This window comes from Hominiventricola filiformis (assembly GCF_020686965.1).
GTDB lineage: Bacteria > Bacillota > Clostridia > Lachnospirales > Lachnospiraceae > Hominiventricola > Hominiventricola filiformis.
Genome location: NZ_JAJEPS010000004.1, coordinates 139,975 through 156,536, shown reverse-complemented (window position 1 = coordinate 156,536; position 16,562 = coordinate 139,975). Strand labels below are relative to the sequence as shown.

Annotated in this window: 14 protein-coding genes; 12 read left to right on the top strand and 2 right to left on the bottom strand. The window is 46.5% G+C overall.

Annotated features, from left to right (window positions below):
• Positions 1-145: 145 nt before the first annotated feature.
• Complete coding sequence (locus tag LKD36_RS06115) at positions 146-1,735, bottom strand: AraC family transcriptional regulator (RefSeq protein WP_308459083.1); 1,590 nt, start codon at positions 1,733-1,735, stop codon at positions 146-148.
• Positions 1,710-2,798: a sensor histidine kinase gene (locus LKD36_RS06110; RefSeq protein ID WP_118769462.1), complete on the bottom strand. Its 1,089-nt coding sequence runs from the start codon at positions 2,796-2,798 to the stop codon at positions 1,710-1,712. The genes LKD36_RS06115 and LKD36_RS06110 overlap by 26 nt, the downstream gene beginning before the upstream one ends.
• A 284-nt stretch (positions 2,799-3,082) precedes the next feature.
• On the opposite strand from LKD36_RS06110, the gene nagE reads away from it, so the two are divergent.
• From nagE to LKD36_RS06050, 12 genes are all read left to right on the top strand, one after another.
• Positions 3,083-4,531 carry an N-acetylglucosamine-specific PTS transporter subunit IIBC gene (gene nagE, locus LKD36_RS06105; RefSeq protein ID WP_334301338.1) on the top strand — a complete coding sequence of 483 codons (1,449 nt, stop codon included), beginning with the start codon at positions 3,083-3,085 and terminating at the stop codon, positions 4,529-4,531.
• Positions 4,532-4,695: 164 nt separating this feature from the next.
• Positions 4,696-5,868, top strand: a complete 1,173-nt coding sequence (locus LKD36_RS06100; protein WP_308459081.1) for a PTS transporter subunit EIIC — start codon at positions 4,696-4,698, stop codon at positions 5,866-5,868.
• Positions 5,869-5,962: 94 nt separating this feature from the next.
• Entirely contained in the window at positions 5,963-6,454 is a 492-nt protein-coding gene (locus tag LKD36_RS06095) for a PTS sugar transporter subunit IIA (protein WP_118769465.1), read from the top strand.
• 141 nt (positions 6,455-6,595) lie between these two features.
• Positions 6,596-7,609 (top strand): phosphate acyltransferase PlsX, encoded by a 1,014-nt coding sequence (gene plsX / locus LKD36_RS06090; RefSeq protein ID WP_118769466.1) that lies wholly within the window; start codon positions 6,596-6,598, stop codon positions 7,607-7,609.
• A 15-nt stretch (positions 7,610-7,624) separates the two neighbouring features.
• The gene (gene acpP, locus LKD36_RS06085) at positions 7,625-7,855 is read left to right on the top strand and encodes an acyl carrier protein (protein WP_118769467.1); all 231 of its coding nucleotides are present in this window, start codon (positions 7,625-7,627) and stop codon (positions 7,853-7,855) included.
• Positions 7,856-7,917: 62 nt separating this feature from the next.
• The gene (gene rnc, locus LKD36_RS06080) at positions 7,918-8,607 is read left to right on the top strand and encodes a ribonuclease III (protein WP_118769642.1); all 690 of its coding nucleotides are present in this window, start codon (positions 7,918-7,920) and stop codon (positions 8,605-8,607) included.
• Positions 8,598-12,158 (top strand): chromosome segregation protein SMC, encoded by a 3,561-nt coding sequence (gene smc / locus LKD36_RS06075; protein WP_308459080.1) that lies wholly within the window; start codon positions 8,598-8,600, stop codon positions 12,156-12,158. The genes rnc and smc overlap by 10 nt, the downstream gene beginning before the upstream one ends.
• Before the next feature lie 12 nt (positions 12,159-12,170).
• Positions 12,171-13,109 (top strand): signal recognition particle-docking protein FtsY, encoded by a 939-nt coding sequence (ftsY, locus tag LKD36_RS06070; protein WP_118769469.1) that lies wholly within the window; start codon positions 12,171-12,173, stop codon positions 13,107-13,109.
• Between the two features lie 51 nt (positions 13,110-13,160).
• Positions 13,161-14,381: a threonine ammonia-lyase gene (gene ilvA / locus LKD36_RS06065; RefSeq protein ID WP_308459079.1), complete on the top strand. Its 1,221-nt coding sequence runs from the start codon at positions 13,161-13,163 to the stop codon at positions 14,379-14,381.
• A gap of 18 nt (positions 14,382-14,399) precedes the next feature.
• The gene (locus tag LKD36_RS06060) at positions 14,400-14,816 is read left to right on the top strand and encodes a C-GCAxxG-C-C family protein (protein ID WP_308459078.1); all 417 of its coding nucleotides are present in this window, start codon (positions 14,400-14,402) and stop codon (positions 14,814-14,816) included.
• Positions 14,813-16,108, top strand: coding sequence for a homoserine dehydrogenase (locus LKD36_RS06055; RefSeq protein WP_308459077.1), 1,296 nt, complete (start codon positions 14,813-14,815; stop codon positions 16,106-16,108). The genes LKD36_RS06060 and LKD36_RS06055 overlap by 4 nt, the downstream gene beginning before the upstream one ends.
• Before the next feature lie 82 nt (positions 16,109-16,190).
• The gene (locus LKD36_RS06050; RefSeq protein WP_118769473.1) at positions 16,191-16,502 is read left to right on the top strand and encodes a thioredoxin family protein; all 312 of its coding nucleotides are present in this window, start codon (positions 16,191-16,193) and stop codon (positions 16,500-16,502) included.
• The last annotated feature ends 60 nt before the right edge of the window (positions 16,503-16,562 follow it).

Sequence of the window (16,562 nt, the reverse complement as noted above, 5' to 3'; positions counted from 1 at the left end):
CAGTCCCAGTACTTCATGAGAACGAGCCAAAGGCGACGTTCGAATGTTAGTACTGCTGGACGAGGACTTAGCGAGAGCGGTTCCTTTTATAGGTTGACACGTCTTTTTTTCATGCGTATGCGCTGCATAAGAACAAATTGCTTTTTTATACAGATGAAGCACCACCGGCTCTGTATTCAGACGGTGTGACACCATAATAGCGTTTAAACAGGCGGCTGAAATACAGCTGGTCTTCAAAACCTACAGAGATGGCGACTTCCTTGATATAACTGTTCTTATCGGCCAGCAGTTCACCGGCGTGGGTCATACGAAGATTATTTATGTAGGCATTGATGCTGACACCTGTTTCTTCCTTAAAGATCCGGCAGAGATATCCGGAGCTTAATCCTACATGCTCGGCCACAGAAGCCAGACTGATCTTACGGCTGTAGTTCTCATGGATGTAGGAAATGGCCTGCAGAACCTCAGAACTGTACTGTTCCGTCTGCGCAGCAGAAGTGTCTGTCGGGCGGAAAAAGGTGGTTAGTGCCTGTTCCAGATGAAGACTCAGTTCTTCCTGACTGACGGCATTACGGATGCATTCGATTCTTTCCACGATCTGATCATGGGAAGCAATGCTGACACCGGAAATGTGATAGCCAAGCTCGTCCAGAAAACGGACGAAATATTGGATTACCCGGGAGGGCAGTACATTTTTTTGGCTGCAGGCATTGAGAATCTCAGAGACACGTTCCAGTGCGCTGTCCAGGCAGGTTTCTTTTGGCAGAGCCAGAATATCGGCGGCCAGATCCTTATAGGAAATAGCTGGGATCGTGGAGGTTGTATCAAGTCCGGCAGCGTCGGTGAGACCGAACATATGATAGAAGTTTAACTCCAGCAGATCCTGAAAACGATGATAGGTCTTGCGGGCTTCCTCGAGATTGGCAATTCCGTCCTGATAGAGGATAGCGGGAGACAGAGGCATATAGTACCGAAATAACTGTTCGATACGTGCAGCCAGTCCGGCTATGGTATTCTGATGAGCATTTAACTCTTCTTCAGGAATAACAATGAGCGTGTTGCTGGAACTGAAGAAGATGATTCTTCTGCGGTTGAAATGTTCCAGTGCGTTTTTCAGAGTACTCCGTATCAGTTCGGTTGACGGAAGAGTCTCCATCTGCTGATCATACCAGTCAAAAGAGATCTCGCAGAGCGCGAGAGAGCCGAGATTTGATGTGTCTGTGCCGGTGATGGAGAGCAGATCGGAGAGAGGATAGCTTTTGTGAGTGAAAAATTCACGCCATGCAGCATGCCGACCCTGATGGATCAGAGATTCCTCGACAGTATCTGCCTGTGTCTGCTGCTGTGTTTTCTTTTTCAGTTCCAGTTTTTCCCGGATCTTCTGTAACTGTGAGGTCAGCTCTTCCGGGCTGATACTCACCTTTAGGATATAATCGGATGCACCAAGAACCAGAGCAGTTCTTACATAATTAAAGTCTTCGTAGTTACTGATGACAAGAAATTCACAGTCCATCTTACGGTCTTTTGCTGTCTGGATCAGTTCAATTCCGTCCATAACCGGCATTTTCAGATCGCAGATAATGAGATCGGGTCGGTATTTTTCTGCCATTTCCAATGCTTCCTGCCCATTGGAAGCAGTAGCGCAGATATGAAATCCGAGAGTACCCCAGTCCAGCATGGAACGGAGTGCAATTTTAACAATGGGTTCGTCATCGACGATCAGTACTTGATACATAATTTCCTCCCTTTGCATCTTCTGTCTCAGAAACAATTGCCGGAATTAAAATTCTGCAGGTTGTTCCTTTGCCAGGGGCGCTTGTGACCGTTAAACCGTAATTGTCTGAAAAATACAGATGGATACGGTCATTTACATTACGGCTTCCGATACCACCCAGTCCTTTGGGGGCGGAAGCTTTATCATTCATATCAAATCCTTTGCCGAGATCAGCTACTTCCAGGACAATGTCATCCTGTTTACGGAAACAACGGACAAAAATTTCCATAATCGTTCCATCGTTATAAGAACCGTGAAGGACAGAGTTTTCTGCCAGCGGCTGAAGAATTAGCTTTGGCAGCATACAGTGTTCCAGTTCCGGGTCGATTTCATAATTCGTATGGAAGCTTCCGGCATAGCGGATCGCCTGTATGGAAAAATAATGTTTCAGGTTGGCTATTTCTTCCCGGATCGTAATAAATTCATGATCATTGATCAATGTGTTTTTCAAAAGTTCGCTCAAGGAACAGATGCCTTCTGCGACGACTTTGTCCTGATTCATCTGGGCAACCAGTCGGAGCGTATTCAAAGTATTGAAAAGAAAATGCGGATTGATCTGATACTGCAGCATTTTCAATTCCAGTTCCCGTTTTTTGGCTTCAGATTGCTGACGCTGTTCCAGAAGAAGCTGAATCTCTGTCACCATACTGTCGATATTGTCGGACAGGAAGGCGAGTTCATCATTTCCCTGATCATGGATACGTTTCTCCATATCACCGTCGGAGATGGTCTGGCAGGTTTCTACCATCTGATTGATCGGGCTGGAGATACTTAAATAAGTATAAGTAGTCATGGTCATAGAGACACATGCCATGAGAAGCGACAGTACCAGCACCTGTCCGGTGATGGAAGAAGTACCGTATCGAAAATAGGTGTAAATATAGACGGCAACCAGTGGAAGAACTGTGGATATAGAATAGGAAAGTATCAGCCGGTGCCGGATTTTCAGATTGCGCAGACCTACGAGAGCAAAGTTCTGTAGAGTGCGGAAAGATTTTTCTGTGTAATTTTCATCGAAATGCATGGAAATTCCTTTCGTGCATATTTGAACAGATAACAGTTACAGTATAAATGATTTTTGTTCAGTATGTCTATTTTAATAGGAAATAAGAAAATAATCCATAGGAAAAATAAAAAAATCCATATAAGGGTGTTTTAAGTTTTTTTCTTAAAATTTTATAGATATTTAATAATCGAAGATACTCCATAGGAAGGAGAAGATCGTAACTATACACTTCCAGCTGATTTTTATATAATAAAATCAACTTAAGAACGAGAGTTCAAAAAAAGGAGGAAAATGTAGATATGATGAAATATTTACAGAAACTTGGAAAATCCCTGATGCTTCCAGTTGCATGCCTTCCGGTATGTGGTATTCTGATGGGAATTGGTTATGCGCTCTGTCCGAGCACCATGCAGGGTGGTGACATCAGCGGCGCAGCTCAGATCATTGGATTCTTCCTGGTAAAAGCAGGTGGAGCACTGATCGATAATATGTCCTGGCTGTTCGCTATCGGCGTAGCAGTAGGTATGGCAGATGATAATGATGGTACAGCAGGTCTGGCAGGTCTGGTATCCTGGCTGATGATCACCAACCTTCTGTCCAGCGGTGTTGTAGCTACTCTGACCGGAGCTGAGGCGAATGCAGCATTTGCTAAAATCGGCAATCAGTTCATCGGTATTCTTGCAGGTCTGATTGGTTCTGCCTGCTACAACAAATTCAAAGGAACCAGACTTCCGGATGCACTGTCCTTCTTCTCTGGCAAACGTTGTGTTGCTATTGTAACGGCAGTTGTTTCCATTATCGTAGCAGCTATTCTGTTCTTCGTATGGCCGATCGTTTACACTGCACTGGTATTTGCAGGTGAGAAAATCGTTGGTCTTGGAGTTGTTGGTGTAGGTATTTATTCTTTCCTGAACCGTCTTCTGATTCCGTTTGGTCTGCATCATGCACTGAACTCTGTATTCTGGTTTGACGCAGCAGGAATCAATGACCTTGGTTCTTACTGGGCAGGTGAGCTTCTCAATGGAGCAGGCGGAAGCGCAGGTATGTACATGGCTGGATTCTTCCCGAGTATGATGTTCGGTCTTCCGGCAGCAGCAATGGCAATTATCCACTGTGCAAAACCGGAGAAGAAAAAAGCAGCAGCTTCCCTGATGGGTGCAGCAGCGATCTGTGCATTCATCTGTGGTGTTACTGAGCCGTTCGAGTTCGCATTTATGTTCCTTGCTCCGGCACTGTATCTTGTATATGCAATCCTTTACGGAGTATTTGCAGCAGTTACTGTAGCACTTGGCTTCAGAGCAGGTTTCTCCTTCTCCGCAGGACTTACCGACCTGGTATTCAGTGCATCTCTGCCGGCACATGCTAAGACATGGCTGATCATCCCGATCGGTATTGTAGCAGCTATCGTATTCTACGTAGTATTCCGCTTCGCAATCACTACCTGGAATCTTAAGACTCCGGGCCGTGAGGATGATGAAGAGGATGAGACCAAGATCGAACTTGCAAATGATGATTTCACCAGCATGGCAGCAATCATTCTTGAAGGTCTTGGCGGAAAAGAGAACGTAACAAGCGTTGACAACTGCATCACCAGACTTCGTCTGGAGATCAAAGACTACACTGCAGTAGATGAGAAGAAGATCAAATCTGCAGGAATCAGCGGAGTTATCCGTCCGAGCAAAACTTCTGTTCAGGTTATCATTGGACCGAAGGTACAGTTCGTGGCTGATGAGTTCAAGAAGCTGATGTAATTACATCCACTATCCTAAAACACACATATATTCAGAAAAAAGCTCCGGTTTCCGGGGCTTTTTTCATACAGAAATAAAGACAGAGCATTTGACATAAGAGAGGTGATTTGCTATCATAATATGATAACATTATGGCAATATACGGCAAAAGAGGGAGTAATGCTGTGAAATATGCGTATCGCCTTGGACGGGCTTTAATGCTGCCGGTGGCATGTCTGCCGGTGGCAGGACTTTTGATGGGAATCGGGTTCTGGATGGATCCGATTGGTCACGGGGACAGTTATCTGCTTTCACGGGTTCTGGTGGCTGCAGGAAAGGCATTGATCGACAATATGAGTCTTCTGTTTACCCTCGGTGTGGCTGTGGGGATGGCCGATGAGCAGGACGGGACAGCTGCACTGGCAGGTGTTGCCAGCTGGATTGTGGTTCAGCAGATTCTGACAGTTGACAATGTGCTGATTCTGACAGGAGACATGGTTGATGCCTCTTCTTTTGAACATATTGACAATCAGCTGGTTGGAATTTTCTGCGGTATGCTGGGAGCGTACTGCAGTGATACTTATCGGAAATGTCATTTTGATGGTTTGCTGCATGTATTTGGCGGAAAACGGCTTGCAATTCTGATGGCTGTTGCACAGTCTGCAGCCGCATCACTGGCTTTTCTGTTTTTGTGGCCGCCGCTTTATGGGATCTGTGTATATCTGGGAGAATCCCTGGTAGAGACAGGGGCGCTTGGAGCAGGTGTCTATACATTTCTGAACCGGCTGTTGATTCCAAGTGGCCTTCATCATGCGCTGAATTCCGTATTCTGGTTTGATGTGGCAGGAATTTCCGATCTGAATCAGTTCTGGAGCGGAACAGGAGTCTATGGACAGACTGGCATGTATATGACCGGTTTTTTCCCGGTTATGATTTTCGGACTCCCCGGGGCTGCGTTGGCCATGTACCATACTGCGTTTCCGGAATATAAGAAGATGGCGGGAGGACTGCTTCTGACTGCTTCTATCTGCTCTGTACTGACCGGAGTAACGGAACCACTGGAATTTTCCTTTATGTTCCTGGCACCGGAACTGTTTCTGCTTCATGCATTGCTGACGGGACTGTCAGGATTTGTATGTGCGGTTCTGCCGTTCCGCGTCGGATTTAATTTCAGCGCTGACCTTCTGGATTACATACTGTCGTTAAATGCGCCGATGGCGGAAAATCCGTGGATTCTCTGGCCTGTGGGACTGTTGTTTGGTCTCCTGTATTATGGTCTGTTTCGTTTCTGTATCCAGCGTTTCAGAATAAAGACGCCCGGACGGGTACCTATGGAAAAAACAAAATCTTCCATATAGAGCAGGAAATAATGAATAGACGTTGCTTAAAGCCTTTGATATACTGGACAACATAGCAGGGAAGGATGAAAGCCCAAAGAGCAGGAGGAAGAATATGTTTGATTTTTTTAAGAAGAAAAAAGCGCCGGAAGGATATAAGATGACGGCAGCTGCAGATGGTAAGGTAATTCCTATGAGCGAGGCAAAGGATCCGGTATTTTCGTCCTGTGCACTTGGAAATGGTGTAGTAATCCAGCCGACGGGTGAGGTAGTGGTTGCCCCGGCAGCAGGAACTGTGACGGTTACCATGGATGACAGTAATCATGCAGTCGGACTGGAGCTGGAAGGCGGTATTGAGATTCTGATTCATATCGGCGTTGATACGGTAGAACTGAAGGGTGAAGGATTTGAATCTTATATCAAGAACGGGGATAAAGTAGAAGCAGGTGCAAAACTGATCCATTTTGACAGAGAAGCCCTGGAAGCAAAAGGATATTGCATGGAAGTAATGCAGATCGTAATGGAAGGAGATAAATCCGCGGGAGTTTCCTATCAGACGGGAATGGATGCTGTAGCAGGAGAGACTGTTGTGGCAGAATGGAAATAGTCTGTTTATGAAAATGAATACAGGATGCATTGCGGGAAAAGGCATGCATCCTGTTTTTTCTTTTTCGCTTTTTTAAAGGGAAACTATTGACTTCGGGAAATGCTTTTCGTATTATGATATAGATGACAAGGAGGAGAAAGCATGCAGGAACTGGTGAGAGTGGCAGTCGATGCCATGGGCGGAGACAACGCACCGCTGGAGATTGTGAAGGGAGCTGTGGAAGCACTTGAACTTCGAAAAGATCTGAAAGTGATTCTGGTAGGTCCGGAAGAGACAGTCCGTGCGGAACTGAAGAAATATTCTTATGATGAAGCCAGAGTGGAAGTGGTGAACGCGTCTGAAGTGATTGAGATGGCAGAGCCGCCGGTACAGGCAATTCGTACAAAGAAAGATTCTTCTATTGTAGTAGCCATGAAACTGGTGAAGAATGGTGAGGCAGATGCCTTTGTAGGGGCAGGAAGCACAGGAGCCGTTCTTGTAGGAGGACAGCTGATCGTTGGAAGGCTGAAAGGTGTGGAACGTCCGCCGCTTGCTCCGCTTTTACCTACTGAGAAGGGAGCTTCCCTGTTAATTGACTGCGGAGCCAATGTGGATGCAAGACCTTCCCATCTGGTACAGTTTGCAAAGATGGGTTCCATCTACATGGAGAATGTAATGGGCATTCAGAACCCCAGAGTAGCGATTGTGAATATCGGTGCCGAGGAAGAAAAAGGCAATGCACTTGTAAAGGAAACGTTCCCGCTTTTGAAAGAGTGCAAGGATATCAATTTCATCGGAAGCATTGAGGCGCGTGATATTCCGTCCGGATATGCGGATGTCATTGTATGCGAGGCATTTGCCGGCAATATTATCCTGAAACTCTACGAAGGAGTCGGCGCAACGCTGATCTCCATGGTGAAAAAAGGTATGATGACAAGTCTGCGCAGCAAGATTGGCGCACTGCTGGTAAAACCGGCATTGAAGCAGACGCTGAAACGCTTTGACACCAGCCAGTACGGAGGCGCACCGATGCTTGGACTGAAAGGTCTGGTAGTGAAGACTCATGGAAGTTCTAAGGCAGTGGAAGTGCGTAATTCCATCATCCAGTGTGTAACCTTCACGGAACAGCGGATGAACGATAAAATCAAAGCCGGGATTCAGGCAGAAGAAAACTAGGAAGGATTGAAAATCATGGAATTTGACAAATTACGGGAAATCATTGCGGAAGTATTGAATGTGGATGCGGACGAGATCACAATGGACACTACCTTTGTGGATGACCTGGGAGCGGATTCCCTGGATGTATTTCAGATTATTATGGGCATCGAAGAGGAATTTGATATTGAGATTTCAAACGAGGACGCTGAGAAGATCGTATCAGTCGGGGATGCTGTTGAGCAGATTAAAAATGCAATAAACTAGACAAATGAAAAGCCCCTTCGGTAGAAAGGGGCTTTTTCTTTCCGGAGAAGAATGAAATGGATATGAAGAATAAATTAAAAGAACTGGAAGAGAAGATAGGATATACCTTCCATGACAAGGATCTTCTGGAACAGGCCATGCGTCACAGCTCCTATGCCAATGAGCACCATATGGGCAGACTGCGGAGTAATGAACGTCTGGAATTTCTGGGAGATGCAGTGCTGGAGCTGACAACCAGTGAGTATTTATATGAGAAATTTCCGGAGATGCCGGAAGGGGATGCTACGAAGACAAGAGCGAGTATTGTATGTGAGCAGAGTCTGGCATTCTGTGCAAAAAGTATTCCGCTGGGAGATTACATCCTGCTGGGAAAAGGTGAGGAATTAAGCGGAGGACGTTTAAGAGCTTCGATTACTTCAGATGCATTTGAAGCACTGATCGGAGCAATTCATCTGGATGGTGGTTTTACTAGCGCAAAAGAGTTTATCGCAAAATTTGTACTGGACGATTTGGAACACAAACAGCTCTTTTTTGATAGCAAGACCATTTTACAGGAACGGATTCAGGCCCATCATGCGGATACTCTGCATTATGAACTGGTGGGAGAAGAGGGACCGGATCATCTGAAACAGTTTATTGTGGAGGCAAGGCTGGGTGACCGTGTCATCGGCCGCGGTGTCGGCAGAACAAAGAAAGCGGCAGAGCAGGAAGCAGCTTATCATGCTCTGACAGGAAAAGATGTATGTATTTAAAAAGTATAGAGGTGCAGGGGTTCAAATCCTTCGCAAATAAGATCGTATTTGAATTTCATAACGGCATTACGGGAATTGTAGGTCCGAACGGCTCCGGAAAAAGTAATGTAGCTGATGCGGTGCGCTGGGTATTAGGTGAGCAGCGTGTGAAGCAGCTGCGAGGCGGTACCATGCAGGATGTTATTTTCTCAGGAACGGAGAACCGAAAACCGTTAAGCTTTGCATCGGTTGCCATTACCATGGATAACTCAGACCACAAGCTTTCCGTGGCATATGAGGAAGTAACGGTTACCAGACGGTTATACCGATCAGGGGAGAGCGAATATCTTTTAAATGGAACTGTCTGCAGACTGAAGGATATCCAGGAACTTTTCTATGATACCGGTATAGGTAAAGAAGGCTATTCTATTATCGGACAGGGTCAGATTGACCGGATCTTAAGTACCAAGCCGGAAGAAGCCAGAGAGCTTTTTGATGAGGCTACCGGTATCGTAAAATTCAAGAAGCGCAAGAAGACCGCGGAGAAAAAACTGGAAGACGAAAAACAGAACCTTCTGCGTGTTAACGATATTCTCACAGAGTTGGAAAAACAGTTGGGACCTTTGGAACGTCAGTCGGAAAAGGCGAGAGAATACCTGAAGAAGAGAGAAATTCTGAAAGAGTATGAAGTACATGTATTCCTCATGGAGATGGAAAACATGAAAGCACAGCTTACCAGACTGGAAGAGGCAGAAAATGCTGCCAAGTCAGATCTGGCTGAGACGACAGACGCTTTTGAGAACACAAAGCTTGAGTATGAGCGGATTGAAAAAGAACTGGAAGCAGTAGAGCGGGAAATTGATCAGGCAAAAGAAAATGCAGCGCAGGCGAGAGTCGAAAAGCAGCAGGTGAAAGGACAGATTGCAGTCCTTGAGGAACAGGCCCGTTCTGCAAAGTTGAGTTCCAGACATTATCAGGAACGCATGGAGAGTATGGAAAAAGAACTTCTCGTGCGTGAAAAAGAAAGAGCAGAAGTGCTCAAAGAAAAGACGGATCTGGATACAGAGCTTGCACAGGCAGAGAAAGTACAGGAGGCAGCTGACCGGAAATTACAGGAAATACAGCAGCGTATTGCAGACAGTCAGACCAATATTGAAAATAGTAAAAGCGAGATTATGGCACTCCTGAATAATCGGGCAACGATTAAGGGAAAACTGCAGCGCTATGCGGCTATGACGGAGCAGATTCAGATCCGGAAAGCAGAAGTGAATCAGAAGCTGATTCAGATGCGAAGCGAGGAGATGGGTCAGGAAGAACTACTGAAAGCACGGGAAGAAGAACTTGCAGCTGTGCAGAAGGAACTTCAGGAGAAAAATGCAGAGCGCGAAGCAGCAGAAAAGAAAATTGCCGGGCTTCAGCAGCAGATTACGATCTGCAGAAAGAGACTGGAAGACGGTCAGACCGCTTATCACAGAGAAGCATCGAGGTTGGAATCCTTACAGAATCTTGCGGAGCGATATGATGGTTATGGTGGAAGTATCCGTAAAATCATGGAGCGGAAAAATCAGGAGCAGGGCATCTGCGGCGTGGTTGCAGACCTGATTCAGACGGAAAAGACCTATGAAACTGCTATTGAGACCGCACTTGGCGGAAGTATTCAGAATGTAGTTACAGAAGATGAGGAGACAGCAAAACGCCTGATCCAGTATCTGAAACAGAACCGTTTTGGCCGGGTGACATTTTTACCGCTGACAGCAGTCAGAAACGTGCAGGAATTTAAAAACCTGCAGGCATTAAAAGAGCCGGGCGTTATTGGCCTTGCCCACACGCTGGTGCAGACCGATGCCAGATACCGGAATATTATGGCGCAGCTTCTTGGCAGGACGCTGGTTGTGGATCAGATCGATCATGCGATTGCTCTGCAGAGAAAATATCACCATATGCTGCGAATTGTAACACTGGAAGGAGAATCCTTAAATCCGGGAGGTTCCATGACAGGTGGTTCTTTCCGAAACAGCAGCAGCCTTTTAAGCAGAAACCGCGAGATTGAGGAACTGCGGGAAAAGGTAGAACAGTCACGAAAAATACTGGAAACTGCCAGAGCAAAATTGGTGGAATTCCAGAACGACCGCAGTAGCTGCTATTCACAGCTCGATCAGAATGCAGCAGTGCTGCAGGAGATCCGTGTACGTGAGAATACGGCCCGCATGAATGTGGAACAACTGAAAGCACAGCGGGAAGCCGCTGGAAGTGGACTTTCTTCTCTCAGAAAAGAGGAGGCAGAACTGCTTCACCAGACACAGGAAATCGCAGCACTGAAAGAGCAGAATCAGACAGAATTGAAGGATTCTGAGAGTATGGAAAAAGCTCACACTTATGCAGTGGAGACTTACCAGAAACGACTGGATGAGGATCGCGGACTGGAAGCAGAAGCAGCAAAAGAACTGGAAGAGCTGCATCTGGATACAGCATCCATCAAACAGAAAGCAGAATTTGCGGCATCCAATCTGAAGCGAATCGAAGGTGAGATCGCAAGAGTTACGCAGGAACAGGCAGAGTTGAAGATTAGCCGGGAACAGTCAGAATCCGATACCAGAAGCCGGGAGGAAGGCATTCAGGCTCTGAAACAGGAAATGAATTTGCTCACGGAGAAAACTGCTTCGCTGGAGGAACGGACAGCAGAACTTCAGGAGAAGAAGGAGGAGCAGTCTGCTTCTCACAAATCTTTCTTTGGAAAGAGAGAAGAGTTATCATCCAGAATGAATGAACTGGATAAGGAACTGTTCCGTATTAACAGTCAGAAGGAAAAACTGGATGAGAATTCCGAGAGTCTCATGAACCATATGTGGTCAGAATATGAACTGACCTATAATGCAGCACTCCCGCTTAGAAAGGAAGAATATACCAGCCTTTCGGAACTGAAGAAGAACTGCAGCCAGATGAAAGATGAGATTAAGGCACTTGGAAATGTTAATGTGAACGCCATTGATGATTATAAAGAAATCTCGGAACGTTATACCTTCATGAATGGTCAGAGAAATGACCTGCAGGATGCGGAAGAGGCGTTGAAAAAGATTATTTCCGAACTGGACGAAGGTATGAAACGGCAGTTCAAAGAGCAGTTTGTACTGATACAGACAGAGTTTGACAAGGCGTTCAAAGAATTGTTCGGCGGAGGAAAAGGTACACTGGAGCTGATCGACGAGGACGATGTGCTGGAGACCGGTATCCGGATTATTTCCCAGCCGCCTGGAAAGAAACTGCAGAACATGATGCAGCTGTCCGGTGGAGAGAAGGCACTGACTGCCATTGCGCTTTTGTTCGCCATCCAGAACTTAAAGCCGTCTCCTTTCTGTCTTCTGGACGAGATCGAGGCAGCACTGGACGATTCCAACGTTGATCGTTTTGCAAAATATTTACATAAGCTTACCAAAGATACGCAGTTTATTGTTATCACCCACAGACGTGGTACGATGAATGCGGCAGACCGGCTGTATGGTATCACCATGCAGGAGAAGGGTGTATCCACTCTGGTATCGGTCAATCTGATTGAAAATGATCTGGATAAATAGGAGGAAAATGTTATGGCAGAGGAGAGAAAAGGTTTTTTCAGACGTCTGGCAGAGGGTCTGACAAAGACCAGAAATAACATTGTGTCCGGCATGGACGCTATTTTCAGCGGATTTTCGGATATTGACGATGATTTTTATGACGAGATCGAAGAGATCCTTGTCATGGGTGATATCGGCATCAATGCGACTACCGCAATTATTGCCAATCTGAAACAGAAAGTAAAAGAGCAGCATATTAAGAACCCGCAGGAATGCAAGGAACTTCTGATCAACAGCATTAAAGAACAGATGCAGGTAGGTGAGACTGCCTATGAGTTTGAACATCGGACTTCCGTTGTGCTGGTGATCGGTGTCAACGGTGTCGGTAAGACTACTTCCGTTGGAAAACTGGCCGGAAAGCTCAAAGACCAGGGGAGAAAAGTCATTCTGGCGGCAGCAGATACGTTCCGCGCGGCAGCAGGCGAGCAGCTCACCGAGTGGGCGAACCGCGCAGGTGTGGAGATTATCGGCGGCAGCGAAGGTGCAGATCCGGCATCTGTGGTTTACGATGCTGTATGTGCGGCAAAAGCCAGAAAAGCAGACGTTTTGTTGATTGATACAGCAGGCAGACTTCATAATAAGAAGAATCTGATGGAAGAGCTGAAGAAGATCGACCGCATTATTGAGAGGGAGTTCCCGGATGCTTACCGTGAGACTCTGGTTGTCCTGGACGGAACCACCGGTCAGAATGCGCTGGAGCAGGCAAGACAGTTCGGCGAGGTGGCTGACCTGACCGGAATCATTCTGACGAAATTGGACGGAACCGCCAAGGGTGGAATTGCAGTGGCAATTCAGTCCGAACTCAATATTCCCGTGAAGTACATCGGTGTCGGAGAACATATTGATGATTTACAGAAATTTGATGCAGACACATTTGTAAATGCACTGTTCCTGACCGAGACCGAAGACTAATATATATTTTCGCAAATACAAACACACATTTTACAACAGGAGGAAACACCAATGGCAGACAAAATGACTTTGGAAAAATTTGAGGAGGCCTGCGAGATCGTGGGTAAGGTCACTAATAAGACCGGCTTGATGTACAGTCAGTGCTTCAGCGAACAGACCGGAAACAAGGTATATCTGAAACCGGAAAATATGCAGAAGACCGGCGCTTTCAAAATCCGTGGGGCCTACTATAAGATCAGCACCTTAAGTGAGGAAGACCGTCAGAAAGGATTGATTACTGCATCGGCTGGAAACCATGCCCAGGGAGTAGCCTATGCGGCAAGAGAGTATGGCTGCAAAGCTGTTATCGTAATGCCGACTACAACACCGCTGATTAAAGTAAATCATACCAAAGAGTATGGTGCAGAGGTTGTTCTCTACGGAAATGATTATGATGAGGCATGCGCGCATGCAGTCGAGCTTTCCAAGGAGCATGGCTATACCTTTATTCATCCATTTGATGATCTGGATGTGGCAACCGGACAGGGAACTATTTCCATGGAGATTTTCAAAGAACTTCCTCTGGTAGACTACATTCTGGTTCCCATCGGAGGAGGCGGACTCGCATCTGGTGTGGCAACGCTGGCAAAAATGCTGAATTCGAAGATTAAAGTGATCGGTGTGGAGCCAACCGGTGCAAACTGTATGGAACAGTCTCTGAAAAAAGGCGAGGTAATCTGTCTTGACCACAGTGCAACCATCGCAGATGGTACCGCTGTCAGAAAACCGGGCGAAAAGATCTTCCCGTACATCCAGAAGAATATCGACCAGGTCATTTCTGTGCCGGATGACGAATTGATCGTTGCATTCCTTGACATGGTAGAGAATCATAAGATGATCGTGGAAGGCTCCGGACTGTTAAGCGTGGCAGCCCTGAAGCATCTGGATGTAAAGAATAAGAAGATTGTCTGCATTTTAAGTGGTGGCAATATGGATATTATTACTATGTCTTCAGTAGTGCGGCACGGATTAATTCAGAGAGACCGTATTTTCTCCATCTCTGTACTTCTTCCGGATAAGCCGGGTGAGTTGGTGCGCGTGGCATCCGTTATTGCTAAAGAACAGGGTAATGTCATCCGTCTGGATCACAATCAGTTTGTCAGCATCAACAGAAATGCAGCTGTAGAGCTGAAGATCACGCTGGAGGCATTTGGAAGCGAACACAAGCAGCGGATCATCAAAGCGCTGCAGGAGAATGGATATACTCCAAAAAACATTAGTGTAAATATCTAGGAAGCAGGAGAGAAAATTATGGACAGCAGAATTAAGGATACCATCGTAAGACATGACAAAGGATTTAACTGTGCACAGGCAGTGGCCTGTACTTACTGTGATCTTCTTGGTTATAAGGAAGAAGATATTTTCCGCATGACAGAAGGATTTGGTGCAGGAATGGGTGGAATGCAGGCAACCTGTGGCGCTTTGTCGGGAGCAGTGCTTTTGGCAGGACTTAAGAACAGTGACGGAGCTATTGATGCACCGAAGACGAAGGGAAGAACTTATCAGCTGTCCAAAACCATGGTAAATCAGTTCCGCGAGAAATGCGGATCCACTGTATGTTGTGAGCTGAAAGGTATCACAACCGGAACACCGATTCATTCCTGTGCAGACTGCATCATGGATGCGGCTGCCATTGTGGAAAATGTACTGTTTGGAGGAGAAGAATGAGCAAATATAAGGAAATCAAGGTGGCACTTCTGGGTGCCGGAACCGTAGGCGGCGGCGTCTACAAGCTGGTAGAAAGAAGAACTGCTGAGATGCCGGATAAAGTAGGTGCTGAACTGAAGATTACAAAAGTTCTGGTAAAGAATCTGCAGAAGAAAAGAGAGGGGATTCCGTCTGAAGTACTGACCGATGACTGGGAAGGCATCATTCATGATCCGGAGATCAGCATTGTGATCGAGCTGATGGGCGGAGTGGAGCCGGCAAGAACTTATATTCTGCAGGCGTTGGAAGCAGGCAAAAATGTAGTGACTGCCAACAAGGATTTGCTGGCAGAGCACGGACAGGAACTGATGGAGGCTGCGGAGAGAAATCACCGCGATCTTTGTTTTGAAGCAGCAGTAGGTGGCGGAATTCCCATTATCCGCCCCTTGAAAGAGTGTCTGGCAGGCAATGAGATTACTGAGGTAATGGGAATTGTCAACGGTACGACCAACTATATTCTGACCAAAATGACCCAGGAAGGCTGGGATTTTGATGACGCCCTCAAAGAAGCACAGAGACTGGGATTTGCAGAGGCAGATCCGACTGCAGATGTGGAGGGACTTGACGCAGGGCGTAAGATGGCAATTCTTGCTTCCATCGCATTCCATTCCAGAGTGACATTTAAAGATGTGGATGTAAAGGGAATTACCAAGATTACTGCAAAAGATATTCAGTATGCCAAAGAGTTTGGTTATACACTGAAGCTTCTCGGTGTGGCAAGAAACGAAGAGGGCAAGATGGAAGTCGGGGTTTCTCCGATGATGATTCCGAGTACCCATCCGCTGGCCAATGTCAATGATTCCTTTAATGCGGTCTTTGTACATGGTGATGCTGTAGATGATGCCATGTTCCAGGGAAGAGGAGCCGGCGAGTTCCCGACAGCAAGTGCGGTTGTTGGTGATCTGATCAGTGTGGCACGAGATATGCAGTATGACTGTTGCGGACGGATCGGCTGCAGCTGCTATAAGAATCTGTCTATGAAACCGGCAGGAGAGGCAAGACACAAATATTTTCTGCGTCTCATCGTAGAGGACCGCACCGGCATTCTGGCAGGTGTGGCAGGTGTTCTTGGAAACAACGGCGTCAGCATCAATCAGGTGATCCAGAAACCGGCAGTGAACGGTGTGGCAGAGCTTGTTGTCATTACCGATAAAGTGGAGACCAGACATCTTAACGATGCAATGATGATTTTTGGCGAAATGTCCATGATTCGAGAAGTTGCTTCCGTGATCCGTGTTTACACTCAGAAATAAAAAGGGGCTGTGAAGGTCTGCGGATGCTTTGGGCAAATTTGGGGTACACTGCTACTGTGCAGTTCAGAAAGGAGTGTGCCGATTGGAAATCAAGAAGATTGCCGGGGACAGTTTTCAGACTGAAGTGACAGAGGCGGGTGTACCAGTACTGCTGGATTTCTATGCAGACTGGTGCGGCCCCTGTAAAGCACAGCTTCCCGTTTTAGAACAGGCAGCGGAGGAAGCCTGCGATGTGAAATTCTGCAAAGTCAATGTGGATGAGGAACCACGGCTTGCAGAACAGTTTCAGGTCATGCAGGTACCTACCATGCTGATCATGAACGGTGAGCAGATATTCCGGAGAATCACAGGATTTCATCCGTTGGAAGAGATCCTGGAATTTCTGGAGATGTAAAAGAATGGAAAAAGAGGCTGCGGTAAACCGCGCCTCTTTTTCTGTGGGAGAGAAAGGAGC